This is a genomic window from Vibrio sp. 10N.286.49.C3 (assembly GCF_041469545.1).
GTDB classification, from domain to species: domain Bacteria; phylum Pseudomonadota; class Gammaproteobacteria; order Enterobacterales; family Vibrionaceae; genus Vibrio; species Vibrio tasmaniensis_A.
Map to the genome: position 1 here is coordinate 88,393 of NZ_JBFRKT010000022.1, position 24,594 is coordinate 112,986.

18 protein-coding genes are annotated in these 24,594 nt (G+C 44.0%); 7 read left to right on the forward strand and 11 right to left on the reverse strand.

The window, feature by feature from the left end; all coding sequences use genetic code 11:
* Positions 1-88: 88 nt before the first annotated feature.
* The 6 genes from cydC to AB4180_RS10470 all read right to left on the reverse strand — a co-directional run bounded on the left by cydC (position 89) and on the right by AB4180_RS10470 (position 7,855).
* Entirely contained in the window at positions 89-1,810 is a 1,722-nt protein-coding gene (gene cydC / locus AB4180_RS10445; protein ID WP_102250599.1) for a heme ABC transporter ATP-binding protein/permease CydC, read from the reverse strand.
* The gene (cydD, locus tag AB4180_RS10450; RefSeq protein WP_102250598.1) at positions 1,803-3,587 is read right to left on the reverse strand and encodes a heme ABC transporter permease/ATP-binding protein CydD; all 1,785 of its coding nucleotides are present in this window, start codon (positions 3,585-3,587) and stop codon (positions 1,803-1,805) included. Before cydD ends, cydC begins: the two co-directional genes overlap by 8 nt.
* A gap of 161 nt (positions 3,588-3,748) precedes the next feature.
* Complete coding sequence (trxB, locus tag AB4180_RS10455) at positions 3,749-4,708, reverse strand: thioredoxin-disulfide reductase (protein WP_004733400.1); 960 nt, start codon at positions 4,706-4,708, stop codon at positions 3,749-3,751.
* Between the two features lie 435 nt (positions 4,709-5,143).
* A complete protein-coding gene (locus tag AB4180_RS10460; protein WP_017099615.1) occupies positions 5,144-5,824 on the reverse strand; it encodes an MAE_28990/MAE_18760 family HEPN-like nuclease in 681 nt (226 codons plus the stop codon).
* Positions 5,825-5,826: 2 nt separating this feature from the next.
* Positions 5,827-6,855, reverse strand: a complete 1,029-nt coding sequence (locus tag AB4180_RS10465) for a DUF262 domain-containing protein (RefSeq protein ID WP_017099616.1) — start codon at positions 6,853-6,855, stop codon at positions 5,827-5,829.
* Positions 6,848-7,855: a DNA cytosine methyltransferase gene (locus AB4180_RS10470; protein WP_017099617.1), complete on the reverse strand. Its 1,008-nt coding sequence runs from the start codon at positions 7,853-7,855 to the stop codon at positions 6,848-6,850. Before AB4180_RS10470 ends, AB4180_RS10465 begins: the two co-directional genes overlap by 8 nt.
* Before the next feature lie 898 nt (positions 7,856-8,753).
* On the opposite strand from AB4180_RS10470, the gene AB4180_RS10475 reads away from it, so the two are divergent.
* Positions 8,754-9,410: a 2OG-Fe dioxygenase family protein gene (locus AB4180_RS10475; protein ID WP_029223059.1), complete on the forward strand. Its 657-nt coding sequence runs from the start codon at positions 8,754-8,756 to the stop codon at positions 9,408-9,410.
* Entirely contained in the window at positions 9,394-10,629 is a 1,236-nt protein-coding gene (locus AB4180_RS10480; RefSeq protein ID WP_017099618.1) for a cysteine desulfurase-like protein, read from the forward strand. The genes AB4180_RS10475 and AB4180_RS10480 overlap by 17 nt, the downstream gene beginning before the upstream one ends.
* Before the next feature lie 199 nt (positions 10,630-10,828).
* Here AB4180_RS10480 and AB4180_RS10485 read toward each other — a convergent pair whose 3' ends face one another.
* Positions 10,829-11,500 carry a type 1 glutamine amidotransferase domain-containing protein gene (locus tag AB4180_RS10485; protein WP_012603695.1) on the reverse strand — a complete coding sequence of 224 codons (672 nt, stop codon included), beginning with the start codon at positions 11,498-11,500 and terminating at the stop codon, positions 10,829-10,831.
* Between the two features lie 203 nt (positions 11,501-11,703).
* On the opposite strand from AB4180_RS10485, the gene AB4180_RS10490 reads away from it, so the two are divergent.
* Positions 11,704-12,588: a LysR family transcriptional regulator gene (locus AB4180_RS10490; RefSeq protein WP_102250597.1), complete on the forward strand. Its 885-nt coding sequence runs from the start codon at positions 11,704-11,706 to the stop codon at positions 12,586-12,588.
* Positions 12,589-12,793: 205 nt separating this feature from the next.
* Positions 12,794-14,086 carry a sensor domain-containing diguanylate cyclase gene (locus AB4180_RS10495; RefSeq protein ID WP_017099620.1) on the forward strand — a complete coding sequence of 431 codons (1,293 nt, stop codon included), beginning with the start codon at positions 12,794-12,796 and terminating at the stop codon, positions 14,084-14,086.
* Between the two features lie 151 nt (positions 14,087-14,237).
* On the opposite strand, the gene AB4180_RS10500 is transcribed toward AB4180_RS10495, so the two are convergent.
* Positions 14,238-15,062, reverse strand: coding sequence for a DUF2797 domain-containing protein (locus tag AB4180_RS10500; RefSeq protein WP_012603698.1), 825 nt, complete (start codon positions 15,060-15,062; stop codon positions 14,238-14,240).
* A 293-nt stretch (positions 15,063-15,355) separates the two neighbouring features.
* On the opposite strand from AB4180_RS10500, the gene AB4180_RS10505 reads away from it, so the two are divergent.
* Entirely contained in the window at positions 15,356-16,651 is a 1,296-nt protein-coding gene (locus AB4180_RS10505) for a GGDEF domain-containing protein (RefSeq protein ID WP_017099827.1), read from the forward strand.
* A 311-nt stretch (positions 16,652-16,962) separates the two neighbouring features.
* Here the strand turns inward: AB4180_RS10505 and AB4180_RS10510 are convergent, their stop codons facing one another.
* The 3 genes from AB4180_RS10510 to AB4180_RS10520 all read right to left on the reverse strand — a co-directional run bounded on the left by AB4180_RS10510 (position 16,963) and on the right by AB4180_RS10520 (position 21,413).
* Positions 16,963-18,333, reverse strand: a complete 1,371-nt coding sequence (locus AB4180_RS10510) for a DASS family sodium-coupled anion symporter (protein WP_009846474.1) — start codon at positions 18,331-18,333, stop codon at positions 16,963-16,965.
* A gap of 361 nt (positions 18,334-18,694) precedes the next feature.
* A complete protein-coding gene (locus AB4180_RS10515) occupies positions 18,695-19,531 on the reverse strand; it encodes an ElyC/SanA/YdcF family protein (protein ID WP_102250596.1) in 837 nt (278 codons plus the stop codon).
* A 193-nt stretch (positions 19,532-19,724) separates the two neighbouring features.
* On the reverse strand, positions 19,725-21,413 hold the full coding sequence (locus tag AB4180_RS10520) for an NAD-dependent malic enzyme (protein WP_012603704.1): 1,689 nt from the start codon (positions 21,411-21,413) through the stop codon (positions 19,725-19,727).
* 184 nt (positions 21,414-21,597) lie between these two features.
* Here AB4180_RS10520 and AB4180_RS10525 point away from each other — a divergent pair, with 184 nt between their 5' ends.
* Both AB4180_RS10525 and AB4180_RS10530 read left to right on the forward strand, forming a co-directional pair.
* Positions 21,598-23,982: a helicase-related protein gene (locus tag AB4180_RS10525; RefSeq protein WP_017099829.1), complete on the forward strand. Its 2,385-nt coding sequence runs from the start codon at positions 21,598-21,600 to the stop codon at positions 23,980-23,982.
* A gap of 203 nt (positions 23,983-24,185) precedes the next feature.
* Positions 24,186-24,563 (forward strand): hypothetical protein, encoded by a 378-nt coding sequence (locus AB4180_RS10530; RefSeq protein ID WP_009846478.1) that lies wholly within the window; start codon positions 24,186-24,188, stop codon positions 24,561-24,563.
* Positions 24,564-24,594: the final 31 nt, after the last annotated feature.

Consider the following 24,594-nt stretch of genomic DNA (forward strand, 5'->3'; position numbering starts at 1 on the left):
AAGAGTGAAGATACAAAAACATAAAGACACTAAAAAGCCCGAGTATAAACTCGGGCTTTGAATGGTTTTCTTTATAACTTATGAGGAGCTAGATTGCCTGACGAAGTTGGAAATAACGTCCTTCTTCATTTAACAGTTTCTCGTGAGAGCCGTGTTCTACAATCTCGCCTTGTTCAATCAGAACGATTGAATCCATCGATTCCAGACCAATCAAACGGTGCGTAATGAAGATAACCGTTTTGCCTTCGAAGTGCTTCTCGAACAGCGCCATGATGCTCTGCTCAGTTTGCTTATCTAAGCCTTCTGTCGGCTCATCGAGAAGCAGGATAGGGGCATCATGAAGAATGGCACGTGCGATACCAATACGACGCTTCTCACCACCAGACAGTTGACGACCACCGTCACCCAACCAGCTATCAAGACCGTCATTCTCAAGCAGCTTTTCTAGACCAACGTCTTTAAGGATGTTAGCTAGGTGCTCATCGTTGGCATCTGGTTTCGCAATCAACAAGTTGTCGCGTAGGCTGCCATTCAAGATGTCGACACGCTGGCTTACCACACTGATTGATTCACGCAGTTGTGACTCGTTCCATTGTGTTAGTTCAATACCCGCGATTGAGATGTAGCCCTTTTTAGGATCCCAGTAGCGAGTCAGAAGCTGAATCAGAGTCGATTTACCAGAACCCGTTTGACCCACAATCGCAACCTTGTGCGTGGCAGGGATCGTTAGGTCAACAGCGTTCAGAACACTGCGCTCAGAGTCAGGGTAGTTGAACGTCACGTTTGAGAACGTAATATCAAGCGACTTGTTGATGTCGAGTTTCTCTTCAGCAAACTGAACTTCAGGCTCCGACAGAATCACTTCGTTCAAGCGACGAGCAGAAGACAGAGTTTGACCTAAATGCTGGAACGCGCCTGCGATAGGCATCAGCAGTTCAAAACTTGCCATAGTAGCGAACGCCATTAGCGCGATGAACGGGTCTGGTGCATTGCCACCCACACCGTCAGCCGCAAGCCAAAGCATAAGAACCAGCGTCAAACCGTTGAACAGCATTAGCGCTGCTGAAGCCATACCGGTTAGGTTGGCGTTTACAAACTGATTCGCCATCAGCTTGTGTTGCGTTTCTAGAATTGCATTACGGTAACGTTCTTCTGCACCGAATAGAGTCAGTTCGCTGTAGCCTTCAATCCAATCGAGTGTAGTCACACGTAGATCAGCTTTGTTCTGTGTTAGTTCACCGCCGTTACGCTTGCCCAGCTTGTAGAATAAGATTGGCCAAACCAACAGCATGATCAGAAGGATAGAACCCAAGATCAAACCAAGCGAACTATCGAACCACATCAAGAACAGAGTCAGGAAGAAAATCCCGAACACACCCACCGTCACTGGGCTTACTAAACGTAAGTACACGTGATCCATGGCGTCTACATCAGCAACCAAACGGTTGAGAAGGTCAGCATCTCGAAGGTTTGAGATACGACCTGGGATCAGCGGAGCCAGCTTCTTGAAGAAGAAGATACGCAGATCAGTTAACAATTTGAATGTTGCATTATGGCTGACAACACGTTCACCCCAACGACCCGCAGTACGGCTCATTGCCAAACCACGTACACCACCACCCGGCAGCATGTAGTTGAAGGTTTCACGCGCAATCGTAAGGCCTGCAACCGCAGAAGCTGAAATGAACCAGCCTGATAGCGTTAACAAGCCGATAGAAGCCGACAGAGTAGCAAAAGCCAATAGCATGCCTAGCGATAGGCCAAACCAATGCTTTTTATAGAGTTTCAGGTAAGGCAGTAAATCACGCATCTAAATTACCCTTATTATCTTGTTGAGCTAAGTTCGCGTTCAGCATCTCTTCAAACAAACCACCCGCAGTCGAAAGCTGAGAGTAATGACCTTGTTCAACCAGACCACCATCGCGCATAACCAGAATATTATCGACTGATTTAAGAGCAGCGAGTTGGTGCGTCACAAGTAGGGCAGTGCGGCTTTCAATGTTGCTATTGATGCCTTTCATCACTAACTGTTCGCTACGAGTATCTAGGCTGGCTGTTGGTTCATCTAGCAACCAGAACTGACCGTCTTGAATCATTGCGCGAGCTAGTGCCAAGCGTTGAGATTGACCAACAGACAGGCCACCAGAGCGATCAGAAATCATGTAATCCAAGCCGTGCTCGTTAACGAACTCGCTAGCAAATGATTGCTCTAGTGCGTTTTGAACTGTTTGGTCAGCGATATCGTGCTTACCAAGAGTGACGTTGTCACGAATGCTGCCGTGTAACAACAATGGGTTTTGACCAACCCAACTAATCGTTTTACGCCAAGAGGCTAAGTCTAAGTCACGCAGTTCAACCCCATTGATTTTCAAGCTTCCTTCATAAGGCATGAAACCAAGGATGGCATTGATCAAACTTGTTTTACCCGCACCACTTGGGCCAACTAACGCAGTCGATTGGCGAGTGTTCAGTGCGAACGAGATAGGACCAACCAATTGAACGCCTTCAGGGCTTAACACTTTTAGGTCGGTAGCTTCAATATTAATGCCTTGAGCCGGATCGAGTTGAGTGTCGCCTGATTTAACCTTAGTGATGTCTGTTTCTAAGAACTCGACAATACTTTCGGCTGCGCCAACCGCTTGTTGCTTCGCGTGGTAGAAAGTACCTAAGTCACGCAGAGGTTGGTAAAACTCTGGTGCTAAAATAAGGATAAACAAACCCGCGAATAGCGTAATGCCAACACCGTAGTGACCGAAGTTAAGCTCACCGATGTAGGTGAAACCAAAGTAAACAGCTGTCATCGCGATCGAGATCGACGTGAAGAACTCAAGCACTGCGGAAGACAAGAAAGCAATTTTCAACACATCCATGGTACGCGTTCTGAACACTTCAGATGCACCTTTAAGTACTTCTGTTTCAGCGTTGGTGCGGTCGAATAGACGGATAGTCGTCATTGACTGCAAACGGTCGTAAAAGTGACCTGAAAGACGCTGCAGCGCTTTGAAGTTTTTACGGTTTGCATCGGCGGCTTTCATACCCACAAGTGCCATGAACATCGGCACCAGTGGCGCAGTCAGCAAGAAGATAAGGCCAGCAGCCCAGTTTACTGGGAACACCACAACCAAAATAATGAATGGAATCATTACCGACAGAGACATCTGAGGCAGGTAACGAGAGAAGAAATCTTGCATGTCTTCTACTTGTTCTAGCAACAGCGTTGCCCACGTACCCGCAGGTTTGCCTTTGATATAAGCAGGGCCTAACTCGCGTAACTTATCTAGGATGAGTTGCCTGATGTAGACACGGATCTGTTCACCACAGCGATAACCTGCGATTTCACGTCCCCATGTACAGCCAGCACGGCCAACGACCGATAATGCCAAGCCTGCGAAATGACCAACCAGTTCAGATTTATCGACATTCTCGATGATCAGCTGGTGAAGAATAGAGGCGAGAAGAGCTGCTTGAGCAATTAAGAACACGCTTGAAAGTACGCCAAGGCTAATCGCAATCATAAGCCAGCGTTTCGCTAACTTACTCTGTTGCTTAAGCCACTTGTTCAAGCTGCGTTGTTTTTTCTTATCCATTATGAAGGCTTAATGATAATTATTATTTGTTGAGGGCGGCTAGTATACAAAAGAAAGCCCAGTGGATATACCACTGGGCTCTAGGGATTTACAACAAAATGTGATGACGCCCTGCATCTACTGAGGCGAGAGCACCGATAATCAAATCTGCAATCTCAGATTTACTTATCGTTAAGGCCATCTAGGAAGCGTTCAGCATCCAGTGCAGCCATACAACCTGTACCAGCAGAAGTAATTGCTTGGCGGTAGTTGTGGTCCATTACATCACCCGCAGCGAACACACCTGGGATGCTGGTTTGCGTTGCGTTACCTTCAAGACCAGACTGAACGATGATGTAGTCATCTTTCATGTCGACTTGGCCTTTGAAGATTTCAGTGTTTGGTTGGTGACCGATAGCAATGAATGCACCCATTACTTCGATGTCTTCTGTCTTATCAGACTGAGTATCTTTAATACGAACGCCCGTTACGCCCATGTCGTCGCCTAGAACTTCGTCTAGCGTGCGGTCAGTGTGAAGAACAATGTTGCCGTTCTCTACTTTGTCCATTAAACGCTTCACTAGGATCTTTTCAGCGCGGAACGTGTCACGGCGGTGAACAAGGTGCACTTCAGACGCGATGTTAGACAGGTAAAGTGCTTCTTCAACAGCGGTGTTTCCACCACCCACAACTGCAACTTTCTGGTTGCGGTAGAAGAAACCATCACACGTTGCACAAGCAGAAACGCCACGGCCTTTGAATGCTTCTTCAGAATCTAAACCTAGGTACTTAGCTGATGCGCCCGTTGAGATGATCAATGCATCACACGTGTACTCGCCAGAATCGCCTTTAAGACGGAAAGGGCGGTTTGATAGATCGACTTCGTTAATGTGGTCGAACAGGATCTCTGTTTCAAAGCGCTCTGCGTGCTCTTTCATGCGATCCATTAGAGCAGGGCCCGTTAAACCTTCAGCATCACCCGGCCAGTTTTCCACTTCTGTTGTGGTTGTAAGCTGACCACCTTGCTGCATACCGGTAACCAGTACTGGGTTTAGGTTTGCACGAGCAGCGTAAACTGCAGCTGTATAGCCAGCAGGGCCAGAACCAAGAATCAATAAATTACAGTGCTTTACGTCGCTCATGAGGACTCCGAAATTGAAATTGTTTTTATTTATAATCGCTTAGGATTGTATGGAAAATATGGAGGCAATAAAAGGTTAAACAAGGGCTGAAGTGTAATTAATCGTTATACGTTAGAACTTAATCGAGACAAACGTTTTCGTGACTGGAAGATCAGTGAAAGGTTTATGGGGGAGTGAGGGCGACGAGAGCCATTGCATCAAGTGGACTTACATTCCTGAGCCTAAACTATTGCTGGCAGCGTGTTAAACAAAGAAGTGAGTTTTCACGATGTATTCCACTGTTCAAACAAGCTTTATCTAACGACTATCTACACAAACGAAGTAGGGAAGAATGGGTGATGAGCAAAGATACGTATAAAATCTAACGATTGCTCTAAGTCACAGCTTTATGCGTGCGGGTTAGTATGGGGCTACAGTAAAGGCTCCCTATGGAGCCTAATTTTGAGGTGTTGCTTTATAACATTGGTTATCAAGGTATGTATTCACATTACTTACATATTCATCTAAGAACGAGAATACATTGGATTTAATCTCAATTAGCTGTGTTACTGTAACATCTTGACCAATATCAGAAAATGATTTGTTGCCGTGAGCAAGCCAGTTTCTATACTGCTTGACGTTACCAAGATGTCGTCCATCTGCAACTGCGCGGATTCCGTATTTATGACATACATTACGCACACCATCTGCATCCATATTACCTGAAACTCCTGAAACAAAATCTTTAAAGTCTAATGCATCACCAGAGTGTGTTTCGCAGTAATAGTTATAAACGGTTTCGATTAGTTCACCTTTCGGTGTTGATGTTAGGCTTTCTCCCTTAGAGTGCCACCAGACCTTTTTTAACAAATCCATAATAGCCGAGAAGCCTAATCCTTCATCTTTTATCCTGTTATAGATACTTTGAACGCCATTCATTACGGTAGCTTCTACCAAGTTATATATTAAAAGGTAACATGAAGCTTTACACACTTTTTGTTGAATAGCTGAAACTGAACTTTCATTATCATCTATATCAGTGACTTTAGCTCCATCAGAACTTAAAGCTTGTAAAAGTGTAATGTAAGCTTCTATTTCACCTTTTCGTTTATCGTATTCATCAGTAAACGCTCGCATTATTAAGCCTCTAATAGCCAGTCTCGAACATATTCGACGCGACCTCTTAATCTCGGTCCTGAGTTACTAGCATGCGATGTTACATGTTTGTTGAAATCTGAAGTGCGCACAAAGCCATCACCCTTATTATCAAGTTCTGGTTCTGCTTTTAGGGCGAGATTTACTCCAATAGCTATAGACTCAAACCTTACTCTAGGAGTCGTCTTAGACTTCGCTGTCTTTCTAAAGCCATCGGGTAAGTTTGCTTCGACATAATTAAGCATGCTTCTAAACTCAGATTCTAATTGGACAATATCGAAATTCAATTTATTAGCTTCACGTAAATAATCATCTAAGAAATTAAATACTGAATGCTTAAATTCCAAATATTTATCTGAATAAGCGAAGAAGCGCAAAATTAGTTCTTCACGTTCACCACGAAGAGCAGATTTATGAGACACAGGGCATAAACGGTTGAACTGCTCGTCGGTTGCCAAAGAGCAAACAAAATCGTAAAACGGACCAGAAAAAGACCCTTTTCGAATTTCTGCTTTCTTCAAATCTTCACTACCAGTATTAATTCTTTCGAACATGTCTAACCGAGATTGCTTTGTAACAGATTCTGGTAATATAACCATTCTCATAGAGCGGTCATTGAATCTTAACTGTTGTGAAGCTGGTAAGTCTGAAAATTTTAAACCATTTAGTAAATCTAAACGTGTCAGATCTTTCAAAACAAGACGATCAAGGGCGAAGTTACGCAAGGTGTTCATACGCTGGGCACCATCCAAGATCTCTGTGTTTCCTTGAGGGTCTTGAACCCCAAAAAGAAAAGGGATGGGTAATCCCATGATTACTGATTCGATAAATTTGCTCTGGCGATCTTCTGCCCAAACAAACTCTCTCTGATAATCTGGAATGTAGAAAAAGCCTTTTTCAAAACGAGTTACCATAACCTCAACTACGTACTCTTTTGTATCGTAGGTAATACTCGTTTGTGTGTCTCTCAGTTGCCTTTCTAGGGCGTCTAAATCAACTAACTCGTTACTCATTTGTATTTTCCAATTTTATTATTAGTTCTTTTGATAATACTGGAGGAACTGCATTCCCTATCATTTGCTGCAGCGCACCACGTTTGCTTACATTGGAGAAATCCAGACAGTCTGGTAAACCTTGGATCCTTGCTGCTTCGTGCGGCGTAATAACTCGCGGTAAAGATGGGTGTAAAAATCTACCTTGCCCCATCGAGCCAAATCCACCAGTAATAGTTTGTGATGGCTTATCCCAATCCAAACGGCCGTACATAGATTTATAGCTGTGATTTCCTTGATGACACTTAGGACGCAAGTGGTTTGGAAGATCGAAGATATCTTGCTTGTAAAGATACTCAGCTCTTTCTCTATTCACGCTTGTCATACGGGAAGGAGTATCAAACATTGTATCTTGTTTGACTGTAACCAAATCATAGATCGCATCTTTGAGCGTTTGAGCATCCTGTTGTTCATAAATAGATGATAAGATATTGGATTCTATAGGTTTTATGCTGCCTAGCAATATATGTCTTTTACGGCTTTGTGCTATCCCCATACGTTCAAAATCCACGACTAATTCTTGAACATGATATAAGCCACCGAGTTTTTCTATTAACTGAGAAACTACGCCTTGTTTTGAGTGGATAACTGAAGGCACATTTTCAATCAAAAAATATGATGGCTTTAAATGTTGAATCACCTTTACAGTTTCAAGATAAAGATTATTGCGAGGATCATTTCGCCTAGAACGATTGTTAAGGTCTGAATGTCCTTGACATGGTGGACCAGCGAAAAGGTAATCAATCTTAGCTTTTGGCAAATCGTTAACATTTAAAAGTGTTATATCAGAATCGTGGAAATGTTTAATGTAATCATGGAAGTTGCTTTGATAGAAGGTTGAACACGACGGTTCCATATCACTCGCAAGGTATATCTCAAAATCTAAACCTAATTTTTTTGCTGCCTGTAAAGCACCAATTGTCAAACCACCAAGTCCCGAAAACAGGTCTACAATTCTCACTACTACTACCTAATATTTTATTTTAGTTAGTCATTTTAAACTTTTTCATCGATAAACTAAATATCTTATCTTGGTAAAGAGCTCAAGTGTTCAACAGAAGAATTAGAGCAGGTTCTGAGTCTCATAGTTATGTCGACTTTTACCCTCGTAAAACATCAAGGTGTTTAAAGCTAACCGTGTTGCCAGAATGGATAATTTTCTTACGATGGAGGCACATCAGATTTGTTGTTGCTCTCGAAATCATGCTCATTGTTATGGTCGACTTCAAAGCTTCATTTTTTGGTTTTCAGAACCTAGTAAATCAATTCTTTTCATAATATTCCACTTCAAACATCTTCGAGATTAAAAGAACTATTAAGTTCTCTTCTAAAAGAAGTAAGCCATTTGGTGCGGCCGAGTTCCCCCCGAACTCGACCTGTTCCAGACGCGCAAGCAAAGGCGTTTGGTTTCTGGCTTACTGATAAATTAACCAATTTCAGTTTGTTGTGTAAATAATCAATAGTTTGGCAACTGATAGGTAGATCGTATTTCGATGTGCAAATCATAGAAATGAATGATGGCAACCGTGGTGCCTGAGTTCATACAAGGAGGCTGGCGTATTGAAGTGAAAGGGCCGACACAATATGAAACTTGTCTTTCTAGTTAATAATATCGTTATTATTTAAATTGTAGGTATTTATAACTGGCTAGTGGAGTGTGCTAGTTTCAAGAGTTGGTCACCTTTTGTTCTGGTGTTATACACTGCTTTTTATTTCTAGATTGGATTTAGTGTCTGAATTATTAAATCTGGCGGGATAAATGATTGTTTAATGTTGATTTGGCAAGATCTTCAAGTATCCTTTATGTAAATAAAACGTTAAATATCGAAAGTTAATTAACAATCATTAAGGAGTCGATGATGTTACATGCTCACGAAAATACCCTACATATTACGCATCTCAGTAACCATGCAGTTAAGGAGTTGTCACCTTCATTCTCTAAGCTACCAAGCACAGAGCATGCCGATGGTCAGTTCCGATTGAGAAGGTACTCAGTGGTTGAATTCAGTAATGGACAAGTCGTTGAGCTAGACAAACATAACTTTGTTCAGTCTGAAAACATTAATCACTTTCAAGGTGATGTTGTTCGTCAGTTCGAGCCGATTGAAGCGAATATTCTAAGCAGCGAAGGCATGCAAGAGATGTGTGAACTGTTTATTGAAACCAACGGGCTTGAAGACGGACAAGAAATCGAAATCCATCAAATCCGTATTGCCGCTATTTTTGAAGAAACTCAGGTTGCACCAGAAGGTGTTCACCAAGACGGCTTCGACCACATCGCGATCATTGGTGTTACTCGTCACAACATCGTTGGTGGTGAAGTGATGCTTTATCAAGATAGCCACGAAGCACCGTTCTTCAGAAAAGTGTTAGGCGATGGCGAAGTGGCAATGCTTGCTGATAGTAAGCTTTGGCACAATGCACAACCGATTCGTACCATAGACCATGGCGAGATGGGCTACATGGATGTGTTTGTATTAACGGCTAAGGATGCGCGCAATGTCCTTCACTCTTAATGATGTGCGCCAACAGTTTAGCGCGTTAGGCCAATATCATAATGGCAAGCCAGTCACTTTTTTTGATGGGCCGGGTGGCTCTCAGGTGCCTGAGAATGTTTTAGCATCAATGACCGAATACTTAGGGCATTTCAATTCAAACCTAGGCGGCCACTATTTTTCTAGCCAAAAGACCACAAGTTTAATGCAGCAAGCGCGAGAAGCGGCACAAGCACTGCTTAATGCGGAATCTTCTGGCAACGTTGTGTTCGGCGCGAACATGACATCGCTGACCTTCCAACTTAGCCGAGCGATCAGCCGCGATTGGAAAGAGGGTGATGAAGTTATCGTCACTGCGTTAGACCATTACTCAAATGTATCGAGTTGGCAGCAAGCGGCAGACGACAAAGGCGCTATCGTTCGCCAAGCTCGCGTAGACGAGTCGGATTGCAGTTTAGATATGGCGCACTTTGAATCGCTGCTTAACGAGAAAACCAAGCTTGTCGCGGTGACGTTTGCTTCAAACACGACAGGCTCGATTGTTGACATGGCGAAAGTTATCGAGCTTGCACATCAATATGGCGCTCAGGTTTATGTCGATGCCGTGCATTACGCACCACATCACTTGATTGATGTTCAGCAACTGAATTGTGATTTCTTAGCGTGTTCAGCTTATAAGTTTTTCGGCCCGCATGTGGGTATTGCTTATGTTGCGCCTCAATGGCTGCATACTTTAAAGCCTTACAAGGTAGAGCCTGCAACCAATATCGGCCCAGGTCGATTTGAGACTGGCACGCAAAGCTTTGAAGGCCTTGCCGGTGTTATTGCGGCAGTGGATTACTTGGCACAATTAGGTGATCCCGCCGATTCATTGCGTTCTCGTTTAGAGCAAAGTTACGCGCTGTATAATAAGCATGAAAGCCAACTCAGTGAGTACTTCCTTAAACGCTTATCCGACCTTGAAGGAGCAAAGCTTTACGGAAAAACCGAGTTTGATTCGAATCTAAGAACTCCAACCTTTGCGGTTACTTTTGATGATCACTCTCCAGAGTTCATCGCTAAGAAGTTGGGCGAGCATAATATCTGCGTTTGGAATGGTCACTTTTACGCATTAGGACTGGTGAAGCAGTTGGGTATTGAAGAGCAGGGCGTGGTGCGTATTGGTTGTATGCATTATAACTCGATTGAAGAGATCGACTTGTTGTTCAATGTGCTTGAAGGGATCTTGCGAAGCCACTAGCAGAAGTAATTAGCAAGAAGTCACTATCACTTAATAGCTACAGAATTAGAAAAGAGCATACTTATCTCAATAATATTGAGTAGGAAGTATGCTCTTTTTTGTTTGATTGAGCTTATATCTGTTTAACGGCAGTTATTCTATTAGGACGGTTACTAAGGCTAAAGCCGCTAATCGCTAATCGAAAAAGTCCTTGATTTAACTAAGACAGCTGCTTAACCAGAGCTGCTCCTACTGCGTGCGCACTGGTTGGGTTTTGGCCGGTAATCACTCGCTCATCAACAATTACAAGCTCATGCCAAGGTTGAACCTTGTTGAAACGCGCAGCGCTGCGAGCAAGAGACTCTTCTAGTAGAAACGGAATGTCGTTGATGGTGCCAAAGTCGATTTCTTCTTCACGAGTAAAGCCAGTCACTGATTTAGAGCTTAGTAGCTTCTCGCCATTGCTTAGAACAATCGGAAGCAGTGCTGCTGGGCCGTGACATACTGATGCGATCACACCGCCATCTTCATAATGCTTAGCGGCAATCGTTGCGAATTGCTCATCGGTTGCTAAGTCAGAAAGTAGGCCGAATCCACCTGGGTAGAAGATAGCATCGTAGCTTTCTACGTTTACTTGGCTTACAGGAATCGTGTTGTTAATACGGTTCTGGAAGTCATCGTCAGCCAAGATCTCTGCGTTTACTGAATCACCTTCAATATCGGTTCCATACAGTGGACCTTTACCACCCTTGATAGACGCGATGTCGTACTCAAAACCCGCAGCAATGATCTCTTTCAGTGCATGAGTCAGTTCTGGAGCGTAAGTACCGTTCGCTTGGTCTGTATCGCCTAGTGTTGCGTGGTTAGTTACTGGGATTAGTATTTTTTTCATGATTCGTTCCTTTGAGCACGTTTGTTTGGTTTCAGCGTCGTGGCTTTTATTTAGAAAACCAAAGCTTTCAATTTAGATACCGCTGTTTCGTTACCTGTAATACTAGTAGTAAACCATTTGAGTGATAATATGCCGAGTAGGCAAAACATTATTGCTATATAGCAATAGTGGATGTGAATTAGTCGGAGGTGAACAGGAGAAGTATGGATAGCTTTGAAGGTATTAATGAATTTGTGGCGGTAGCGGAGTGTCACGGCTTTTCTGCAGCCGCGAAACAACTGGGTTGCAGTACCAGTCATGTCAGTCGCCAAGTGTCGAGATTAGAAGAGAGGGTAGGTGTGGCTTTACTGGCTCGATCTACTCGTATGGTGAGTTTGACTGAGTCTGGGCATACCTATTATCAACAATGCAAAGATCTGGTTATCGGACTGCAACAGGCGAATGAACAAGTCACGTCTCAACAAGCTCAGCTGAGCGGTACTTTGCGTGTGAGTGCGGCAGGCGCGTTTGCAGAGAATCATGTTGCGGCGGCGCTGATGGCGTTTGCCAAAGACCACCCTGATCTGACGATCGAAATGAACTTCAATACCAATATGGTTAACTTTATTGAAGATGGTATTGATTTCGCGATTCGTTATGGTCGGTTAGATGATTCTGGTTTGGTGGTAAGGAAGCTGGTGGATCGGCCTATGGCAGCGGCCGCGAGTCAGAACTATATCGATCAATTCGGTTCTCCAACACAGCCTGAACAGTTGAAGTTGCACAGCTGTATTATTGCCAACAGTGGTCAGTGGTTGTTTGAGAAAGATGGAAAACCGTTAAACGCGGTGCGCGTACATGGGCGTTGGAAAAGCAATAACTCGAGTGCGGTACTTAAAGCTTGTGAAGAAGGGCTTGGCATTGTTTATCTTCCCAAAAGCAGCTTCAATGGCGGTCTTGCCAATGGAAAGCTCGTTCCAGTGCTAGAAGAATATTGGGGAGCAGGTACAAGCAGTTGGATCGTATATCAAAACCGTCGCTTTCTTCCACAGAGAGCAAGGCTGGCTATCGACTTCTTAGTCTCTCACTTTTCGGATTGGAATGAATAACCGAATAGATAATGCTTACATAGCTATACAATATCCTTCTTGTTTTTTGATGTGCGTAATAAGAAGGTGCTATTTGTCTACTTTTGATGACTTAAGCTTACGATTGAGTTGTAGAGAAGCCTAAAGCAGTACGATATACTAGATATCATATTAATGTCCCTAACGCGTGATAGATTGTGTGGAAGCGTTGGCAGGATGTGTTGTTATGCTTCGGCTTATGAAGTGTAGCGAGAATGCGGAGTTGGCAATGTCTTCAATAAATTTCGAATCCACGTACGGTGTAATAACGATTCAAGATATGAATGTAGTGAGTGTTGACGCTAACTATGCTCGCATCTATGGATACCAATCACCGGAAGAACTACTTTCTGATATCGATAGCTTTCTAGATCTCATCTCAGAAGAGTACCATGTTTTAGCCTATCAAAATTACCTCGAAACGGTCAGTGGTCAACGAGACCCTCAGGTTCACACCTATACCAATATTGATCGCAACGGCAGAGAGTTCACCGTGTTTTCTATCGATCATGTGACGGAGTGGCAGGGAAGACCTGCACTGCAAGTCACGGTTATCGATCTTTCCCCTGCGATTCAGCTGCAAAATGCAGTGCGTGAGCAAGATAAGATGTATCACGACATGATCATGCAATCAGGGCAGGGCATCTTGGTGCACCGAGATTTCAAACCGTTGATGGTCAATCAATCCTGGGTAAAACTGCAAGGTGGATCTTCCATAGAGCAAGTCTTAGCGCTGGATTCGATTCTTGACTTAGTACCACAGCAGAATAGCGACGGCATCTATAAACACTATCAAGCGATCGTGTCGGGTGAGTTGTCGGGAACCAGTACCGTGGTTGAAAATATTGGCTTTGACGGTGTTCATCGCTTCTTTAATATTTACGATAATGCAATTACTTGGAAAGGTCAGCGGGCCGTTCAAGTAGTACTCGAAGATGTGACTCAAAAGGTGATGTTGGAGAAGCAGTTGGTTCACCAAGCGAATTACGATGAAATGACGGATCTGCTTAATCGTAGGGCGATTTATGAATGGTTGAGAGAGCATATGTTCTCTAAAAACTACCTTGTCTGTATGCTACTAGATATCGATGACTTCAAGTCGATTAATGACACTTATGGTCATATGGTAGGTGATGAGGTAATTTGTGCTTTGGCTAGTATAACCAAGCGCAATGCCGAGAAAGTTGGTGGAGTAGCAGGCCGTTGGGGTGGTGAAGAGTTCATTATATTTATCCCGAATACGCCTCTTGAAACAGCTCTCGAAGTTTCAGAAGAGATTCGCCAACAGTTCAATCAAGTCGAGTTCAAAGTGGGTGAACAAATTCGTTTTAACTCTAGCGTGAGTATCGGAATCAGCGATAGCCGAGCGTGTGAAGACGGTGTCACTATTGACGCACTCGTGAATTTAACCGACCAATCTCTCTATCGCGCTAAAACCAATGGCAAGAATTGTGTAGACGGAGATGTAGTCGCGCTTTAACGCCTAAAACCGTCATGGAAAGCGAATAGAATCGACAACAAAAAATGCCCTCAAGTCATCACTTGAGGGCATTTTAGTTTTTGGCTATTAACTGAACGCTTCTCACTATAAGAAACGCCTCTAACTATGAGAAACGCTTAAGTTCTTTAAATTAGGCAGACACTTCCACTTCGTAAGAGCCAAATTTACGGATGTTAATCACGCCAGTATCTAGGATAAGGTATTGACCTTTAATGCCTTGAAGTACGCCCGTCACTTCAGGGTTCTTATCAAAGTTGTGCGATACAATTTTCACTGGGTGCTGTTCAACTGGGTAGCTCAATGAAGTAATGCTCTCACTGAGCACCTCGATAGCATCATCACCAAACTTCGCTCTGATCTCTTGGATTTTATCTTCAACCAGTGGCAATAGTTCTTTGGCTTTCTCTACCAACTCCATATCGTCACCGTCGCCTTTTAGCAGCGTGCGCCAGTTGGTTTTGTCAGCAATATGCTTCGCTAATTCGACTTCAATAAGACCAGAGATCTGACGTGTTTTTACCTTCAAAATAGGTAGGCCTTGAGTGGCTCCTTGATCAATCCAACGGGTAGGGATTTGTGTATGGCGAGTGATTCCAACCTTAAGGCTTGATGTGTTCGACAGGTAAACGAAGTGATCGACGAAGCAATTTTCTTCACCCCATTGAGGTTCACGACAAGTGCCTTGATCGTAGTGGCAAGTCTCCGGCTTCATGATGCACATATCGCAGCTCGCTAGCTTTTTCATGCACACAAAGCAGTGACCTTGAGAGTAGCTTTTCTTAGTTTTCTTACCACACGAACAACAAAAAATATTACCAGTGTGGGTAAGGTTGATGGTTTTTCCAATCAGAGGGTTTAGCTCTACAAACTCTTCCCCTACAGGTAAACGGTAGGTAACCGCACCATCAAGGGAAGCACTCATTTTCTTGAGTGTTCCTTTTGCTAATAAAGACATGACATTACTCGTTGTATTTTGATTATTATTTCGTCGACTCGAACGCCTTGTAAGCAGTCGCTACGGTTAACGATGATTATGCGATGAGTATAACAAATAGAGCCTCTATTTATACGCAATATTACTTGATTCATGCAGTGAATAATTGAGTGGAAATCCGCCATCTAAATTATAGTATGACATTTTGTTAAGGTGTGATATAACGTTTTTAAGTCAATTGTTAGTATGCAATCTAATGATTAGTTTATATCGTCAAATCCCAACTATAGGGAACAAAAGCCGGAAGCTTAGATGTGAAGTGGATTCATAAAATTGTTATCTTTCTAGTTATCGCAACACTTGCCATTGTGCAGTATTACCAGGTAAGTGGAAATCGTGTGATAACAACAATTACTCCTGAACAATATGAATTTATCGCGACCAGCGATCAAGTTGATAGAGGAGTCAGTACCTCCCAATTGTCCTATGAAAATGGGCAGTATATTCTCGATTGTGAGCTTAAAAAATCCGAATATCCTTGGCCTTATTGCGGGCTATCGATTCGTATTAACCCAGATATAACCACTGGCCTTGACCTTTCGCAGTACCACACCTTTAGAGTCAATATTGATTACCATGCGAAGGCTGACTCTAGTGGTCGTCTGAGAACGTACCTACGCAATTACAATCCTGCTTATTCGGTTCCAGATGATGAGTACACACACAAGTACAACGGGATGGAGTTCTCTCCAGGAATCGATGGTGGCGTGATCGAGATCCCGATCAAAAACTTGCAAGTCATGACGTGGTGGTTAGCGGATAACGAGATTGCGTTAGAGCATTCAGCCCCTGAGTTTTCAAATGTGAACATGGTTGAGTTTGCTACTGCTTCTGGTGCTAAATTAGGTCATCATCGAATAATTATTCGAAGTATTGAGTTTGAGGGTTCGTATATTTCGGCTGAAAGCCTGTTCCTGATCTTGCTGTTTATCTGGGTGGGTACAGGCACTGTGTTCCTGCTTTCAGAATTACACCGCTCAAGAAAACGTATGGCGATCGCTGAAAAAAGACATCATCACTTAAAGAACGTTAATCGGGCATTGAGAGAGCAAAACTTTGAGTTCTCTGAAAGGGCTCATCGTGACGAATTGACTGGGATACTTAACCGACACGCGATTCGTGATTGGTTGAAAATGCAGTCGCAACAGGTGAAGCAAGGCCACGGCAAGTTAAGTATGATCTACCTGGACATTGACTACTTTAAAAGTGTGAATGACAAATACGGACACCAGATGGGTGATCATATCTTGCGTGAATTCAGTATGGTGGTTGGCAGCTCTATCAGTGCGACGGACAAACTTGTACGTTGGGGTGGAGAAGAGTTTATTGTTTTTTGCCCTGAAACCGAAGCTGGCGAAGCGCAGAGAAAGGCAGAGAAAATCCGACTTTTGGTTAGCCAACATCTTTGGATTCATGGGGATTCTCTCACTTGCAGTATCGGCATTGCCGAGATGAAACAAGAGCGGGTGACAGAGACCATTGCCCGCGCTGATGAAGCCTTATATCAAGCGAAGCATTCAGGGCGAAATCAGGTGATCTTGAGCCACTAATCTGAAGTAGAGTTCATTGGTTTATAAGCCACACGTGCATATGTGACGTGTGGCATTTTTATGCTCTTATCCTAATAGCCAAAACAAAAAAGGTGGCGCGGGGCCACCAAAAGGGAAAAGCGTTTCTTGTTTGTATGTGCCCGTTTAGCTGGTTTTGTTAGTTAAACTGATCTTGCTAGTTAAATTGATCTTGTTAGCTGAGCGGGCATTTTTGTACTGGTTGAGCCGGGGGAAGCTGCAACCAGATTTTTTGAGAGGGGGCATTCCTGTAAGCACTTGTCTATAAACATACGTCTATAGGACATTAGTGTTTACCAGAAAATCCAAGCGAACAGAGTCAGAACTAGGATACAAACTAGGTTCAACACCATACCGACTCGCATCATTTCTTTTTGTTTGATATGACCAGAGCCAAATACAATCGCATTAGGTGGTGTCGCGACTGGTAGCATGAAGGCACAAGATGCGGCAATCGCAATCAGTGCAGATAAGATAACAGGTGACATACCCAGCGCTTCAGCAATGGTTGCAAATACAGGGACAAGCAATGCCGCACTCGCTGTGTTACTCGCAAACTCCGTTAGGAATACCACGAACGCGACTACGGCTAGAATCGTAAGAAGTATACCTGCTGTTTCTAAAAATCCGCTTAGTGAGTGTGCTAGGAATACGCTTGTTCCTGTCGCTTTCAGAATGTTACTTAAACAGATACCACCACCGAACAGGATAAGTACACCCCAATCCGTTGTCTTCTCAACGTCTTTCCATTCCACGGCTCTAGAAGCGCCAAGCAGTACAATGGCGCCAATCGCTACCAAACTATCAAACTTAGAGAACCCGCCAATCATTGCGTTGATCGGCTTGCCGAATATCCAAAGCGTTACGGTTAAAAGGAAGATAGACAGTGTGATTTTCTTGCTGTTTGTCCACTCGACAGGTGCATGGTCTAGCTCGAATTTGTGGTCAAGTTTTGGCTTAGTCATCACGTACAAAATAATCATCGTGATTGGCAGTAAGATCATCGAGATAGGTAGTCCAAGCGCCATCCACTCTGTGAAGCTCAAGCCAACTTCTGCCGCAGCAATGGCGTTTGGCGGGCTACCTACTAAAGTTGCGATACCACCGATTGAAGCACAGTAAGCGATACCCAGTAGCACGAACACGTAGGTGTTTCGGTCTTCACTTTGGTCGACTTTGTTCATGATACCAAGAACAAGAGGGAGCATCATTGCTGTGGTGGCTGTGTTTGAGATCCACATGGATAAACCCGCACTCACACCGAACAACATGAACACGGCTACCGACATTCTGCCTTTTGCTATGAGCAATACTTTGTCAGCTATCGCTTTATCCAGCTCTTGCTTGTTCAGTGCGGCTGCCAACGCGAATCCGCCCATGAATAAGAATATGATGGGATTCGAAAAGTTAGCCAGTGCTGCGGGCGTGTTGAATACACCAAACAAGACAGCCAATAGGGGAACGAGCAAAGCGGTGATGCTGACGTGGATAGCTTCTGTTAACCATAGAATGGCAACGAACACGAGAATACTTAAACCCGTATTCACTTGCGCTTCGAATGGCAGGGAATTGAGCAAAACTGCAAATAGCGTGAAATTACCAATTAATATCATGCTGTTGCGGGTAAACAACCAGTGTTTCAGTGTAGTAACAAGTGCCGTCATAAGACGCTCCTTTTGTTTATCCTCGTTTTATTGGTGCACGACTTCGTTGAGCGGTGCTTATACCAATCGTAGTAACTAACTGGTCATCCTAGCTGGTTAAAACACTCGATAACATCGTTAGAAATTTTGATTGTAGAATAACTACTTATCGAAAATTTCTGCCTTGTTCTCAAGCATTTTTCCTGCGCTATTTATGATCACTTACTTACTTTGATTGGTATTATTATTTTCGAGGTATATAGACTTGATGTAGGGTCAGACTTTGTTGGGAGAATGTTACTCAAGTTAATAAAGGAGTGTTGGTGTGTTTTTGCTTAACAATGGGGAAGTGTGAGGCAACAAATTCAAAATGTGTAGTTTTCTACACATCGGTCTCTGCTGGTTCTAAAATAGGGCTTACTGAAGGAGTTGCAATCGGATTTTCAGTAGGGCTTGCTGTGGGGGCTGCTATAGGGTTTGCATTGGGGTCAGTAATAGGGCTAGGAATCGGCAATGATTCTGGTTTTGGACTGGGTTGGATCGGCTCTTTAGGGCCAAGGAATTTTGGCGTAGTACCAATAATATACAGATCAAGAAACGCTTTGGTACGTGCAAACACTTCACGTAAACGTATTGAGGTTCCTGAATGATGGGTTGGTCCTGAAACCGCCAAACACTGCGCATTAATATCGTAAGAGTTAGCGATAAATAGCGCTCTTTCACAGTGGAACTTCTGAGTGATGATTAGGAAGTTATCGGTATCGAATATCTTTTTGGCGCGAACAATCGAATCTAGGGTTCTGAACCCCGCATAATCTAGATTGATGCGTTCATCGGGGACGCCCGCTTTTAACAAGTCGCGTTTCATCGTCCACGGCTCATTGTAAGAGCGATGAGCGTTATCGCCACTCAGTAGAAATTGGTCTACCTTTTCACGATCGAACAGCTCAATTGCCGCTTCGATTCGGTGCTTATAATAGTCGTTGAGTGTTCTACCTAAATATTTGCTTGTGCCAAGCACTACGGCGACCTCAAGCTCGGGCACTTCATCTATATCGTAGATGATGCGATCTTCTGCTTGCCATGAAACCCAATAATCGATCGCAATAACCGCAGCGCTGCCTACTAAGAACACGAGGAAAGCGCCAAACAGAAAACCTTGCAGTTTTTTGTAAGCTTTTAATAAGTGGCTACGGAAAATGTGAGAATCAAATTTCACTCTCGGTATGGTCCTTTGACTGAGCAATAATTTTTGAGTGCTCGATAATACCAAATAAAAATGAGAAAAATCAGTTAAAAAGACAAGACAGTGTAAAGAAAAAAGCCCCCGCAGTTGCAGAGGCTCTTGTAAGAGTCGTTAACGCTCTTTATTCCAAGCGCAGCACGCTTTATTCAAAGTACAGAACGCTTTATTAGAATGCAGTACGCTTGTAGCGACGGTAAACCGGCTGCCAGAAGTGCTGGTCAATCGCTTGTTGTAGTGCTTCTTCAGTGATCTCTAGAGCAACACCTTGCTCAATCGCTTTTTTACCAACGGCAAAAGCAATCTTTTTAGATACGGTGTGGATCTCTTCCAATGGTGGAAGTAGAGCACCTGAGCCATTGATAGCAAGTGGAGAACACGTTGCAAGTGCTCGGCTTGATTCCATTAGCATTTCGTCAGTGATGCGTGAAGCATTCACAGCCAATACACCAAGGCCAATACCTGGGAAGATGTAGCTGTTATTACACTGAGCGATTGGGTAAGTGGTGCCGTTGTGAACCACCGGCTCAAATGGGCTACCAGTCGCAACAAGCGCTTGGCCGTCAGTCCAACGAATAATGTCATTTGGTGTTGCTTCAACACGGCTTGTTGGGTTTGACAGTGGGAACACGATAGGGCGTTCGCAGTGAAGGTTCATCTCCTTGATGACTTCTTTGCTGAACAGACCCGGAGCACCAGATACGCCAACCAGAACCGTAGGTTTCGCGTGACGAACAACGTCTAGTAGAGAGAAACCAGTGCCGTCGCTTTCCCAATCTTTGGTGTTCGCGTTGGTTTGAACTAGACGCTGTTGGAAATCAAGCAGGTTTTGCATGCCTTCCTGTAGCAGACCCCAACGGTCAACCATGTAAACTTGAGAGCGAGCTTGTGCATCGCTGATACCTTCAGACACCATTTGAGCAATGATAGCTTCAGCAATACCACAACCTGCAGAACCCGCACCTAAGAAGGTGATGCGTTGGTCTGACAGTTTGCTGTTCGCTGCTTTACATGCTGCAAGTAGAGAACCAACCGTTACAGCGGCTGTACCTTGGATATCATCGTTGAAACAACAGAGGCGATCTTTGTAGCGTTCAAGCAGTGGCATTGCGTTCTTTTGTGCGAAATCTTCGAACTGAACTAATGCATCAGGCCAACGGCGTTGAACGGCTTGAATGAATTCTTCAACAAATGCATCGTAATCAGCACCCGTGATACGAGGGTGACGCCAGCCCATGTACATTGGGTCAGCAAGACGCTGCGGGTTGTTTGTACCCACATCGAGCACGATTGGTAGCATGTAAGCTGGACTGATGCCGCCACAAGCTGTGTAAAGTGCTAGTTTACCAATTGGAATACCCATGCCACCGATACCTTGGTCTCCCAAACCAAGAATACGCTCACCATCCGTAACCACGATAACTTTAACGTTGTGGTTTGTCGCATTGTTCAGTAGGTCATCGATACGATCGCGGTTCGGGTATGAGATAAACAGACCACGGCCACGACGGTAAATATTTGAGAAGTTCTCACATGCTGCGCCAACTGTTGGCGTGTAAATGATAGGCATCATTTCAGAGATGTGGTTTTGAACTAAACGATAAAAAAGCGTTTCATTAGTGTCTTGGATGTTACGAAGGTAGATATGCTTATCCATATCACTTTCGAAGTTACAATATTGCTTGTATGCACGTCCTACTTGCTCTTGGATTGTTTCGGTTGTTTCCGGTAACAAGCCTTCAAGGTTGAAAGAACTGCGCTCTTCAGCAGAGAATGCGCTGCCTTTGTTTAGAAGAGGGGTACTTAGTAGAGCAGGACCAGCATAAGGGATATATAGAGGGCGTTTATCGTTGTTCATTAGATGCCTAATATGGGAGAAAGGGTAACCGAAAAATGATAACGGTTTAGTTATTCAATTGTAAATAGTTTACCTCCGATCTTTGCAAACAAAATGATATTCTTACCCATGTCCCACACTTATCGAATTTTAGCAGCATAATTCGTTATACTTTGCTCACACTTTTTCGCGACGCCTCTTTTTTATGTCATTACTTCCCATCGATGCTTATCAAAACGTATTTCACGAACAAATCGCTAATTCTCACCTTGTCGTAGAGGCGGAAACCGGATCGGGTAAATCTACGCGCCTGCCACTTTGGGCTTGCCAATATGGGCGAGTACTGGTGGTGGAACCAAGACGCATCGCGTGTACATCACTGGCTAAATATCTCGCGCTACAATCGGGCGAGAAGCTTGGTGACAAAATTGGTTATGCGATCAAACTTGAGTCTGAATACAACGAGAAAACTAACGTCGTTTTTGTGACGCCCGGTATCGCGCTGCGTTGGTTATCTGAAGACGGACTCGCTAGCTTTGATGTTATCGTGGTGGATGAGTTTCATGAGAGGCGTTGGGATATCGATTTGCTGGTGGCGATTCTCAAACAAAAAGCGAGTCATCGTTTGGTGATCACGTCTGCAACCATTGAAGGCGAGCGTCTTGCTGATTACTTGGATGCGAATCGAATTAGCTGCGAGGGGCGAACTTATCAAGTTGAGATTGAGCACAGGGCTAATGAATCAAGAGCATTGCCCGATATTCGACACCTAGAGCAACGCGTTGCCGAAGAAGTGAATCACCAACTGATTGCATCTTCTGGCGACATGTTGGTTTTTCTGCCGGGTAAAAAAGAGATTGTGCAATGTGAACAAACCTTGGCGAAAAATCCAGATATCCAAGTGGTGAAATTGCATGCGTCAGTCAGTGATAAAGAGCGAGATTTAGCGTTATCGGGTCGTAATATCGATATCAATGCTAACGGTTATGGCCTGAGAAAGGTCATTCTTGCTACTAATGTTGCTGAAACCTCATTAACCATTCCTGACATTGGCGTGGTAATAGATTCAGGATTAGAAAGGCGCACCGTTCAACGAAACGGTAGAACGACTCTGATGCTTAAATCCATATCACGAGCCAGTGCCAAGCAACGAGCTGGTCGCGCGGGTAGGGTAATGGACGGCGCTTGTGTGCGTCTGTATGGTGAGCATGCGGCGTTAGAGTTAGTCACACCGCCTGAATTGCAGCGTGAAGAGCTGATCGAACCGATGTTGGCCGCGGCCTGTTGTGGTGCTCCGCTTGAGAGCTTGTCTTTCCTTGATCCTATTCCTGAAAAATCACTAAACAGTGCTACTCAAACCTTGCTGACGATGGAAGCGATTAAAGCCGACCATCAAATTACCGAGCATGGCAAAAAGCTGTATCCGCTGCCGATTGATGCTTTGTATGCCGATATCGTTACTCGAATCAAAACCAAAGCATTAAAAGAAGCGATGGTCGATCTCACAGCTGCGTTGTCCGTTCCGGCTCGCTTGTATCAGTTACCGAACAATGCAGAACATTTGGAAGCACTCGCTCAGCAAGAAAAGGAAGGGTGTGATCTAAGCCTGTTGATTCAGATCGTTCGCGGTCGCGAGTATCCAAATCTAGAAATCGATCAGCAGGTATTGAATGAAGCACAGGGACTGGCTAAGCAAATGCGTGAGGTGTTTGAACTTCCTCAATTAGAAGTCGCGTCCCGTTTCCAGCGTATTGAACTGCTTAACACTATTGTTCAACTTCACCCTGAACTGGTGTTCGTACGCAGACTGAAACGAAAAGAAGCCTTTGCTAATGGAGTTTTAGAGGTAGTACTCGGCCGTCAGAATCGTTTCCCGGACAATGCACAAGCGATGTTGGTGTTAGACACTCATAGTTTGCCGGGAAGAGGTGTTAAGCAAACACTGACCTTAGCGACGGTCACGGCCCCCATTCCTCTTGAGCTTATCATTGATGCTGAGCTAGGAGAGTGGGAGCAAGGTGAAACGATTGTGAATGATGACGGCGTCTATACTGGGATGGCGTTGGTGTATGCAGGCCGCACGATCACGACCAAGCTCGTGGCAGCGGAAGGGCAACTATCGTTAAAGCCGATCGTCGATCTTGTATCGAATGGGGTTCAACTTCCGGGTTTTGCACAAGCTCGCACTCAACAAATCAAACATTGGCAGCTGTATGTGAAACTCGGTCTCGATGAACAAACCCAATACACACCAGAAATTGAGAACATTAACTTTGAGCTATGGTTGATAGAGCAGCTTGAGGTGCTAGGAGTTACTGATGTGAGCGAATTGGAAATGTTCGACCATGCAGACATACCTTTCGATGGTATCCCGACTTGGCTCTATTCAGAGTTTTCGGAAAAGTACCCGTTTGCATTGAGCCTTGCCGACTTGCAACTCGAAGTCGAATACCTGCCGGCACGCAAGCTGATTTACGTTCACTATCAATCGGGCAGTCGAAAGTTATCGCCAAAACGTTGGGAGCTCCCGACATGGTCTGGCTGGCGTATTCAGTACAAAAAAGCGAGTCGGATAATTGATATCAAATAGATGGATTAGTTTTATCTCTAAAATATTAATCAAATAGGTGCATATATGTTTTTTCAGTACTTATTTTGTTACAAGTTTGATTTTTATATGCCTTTTTAACCAATCAAAAGGTCATAAAAGACTATTCTTCTATATCCTATTGCTATAAAGAAAGAGTTGATAGATATTGAGTATATTGTGTTGTCAAAGTGTCGGGGGACATCATGGATAAACAGACAGAGACGCGTGTAGAGTTTGATTACACAACATTTCTTGGCGCCTCATGCAGTAAAAAATGGACTTTTCTGGAAGCACTAACCACGATTGCGCCAGTATTTAGTACCGTCTGGCGAGATAGCATTAAAGAGCTAGCCAGCCCTGAAGATCGTTTATGGCAGATGGCATTGAAATCGATGTCGACGCGTAAAAGTGATGAGTCAAACATTGTTACCTTACTCAAGCTAGCCAAGCTAGAGGGGATCAATGAACTCAAAGTTGCTATGCCATATTCTCTTGAAGAAGAGCAGATCGAGTACATTGAATCGCGCAGTCATTTGGTGATTGCCGAGAATACTGGAGAAGAGTTTACTATTAAGCTTTAATCTATCAGTATTGCTTAGAGCTTAGAGCTTA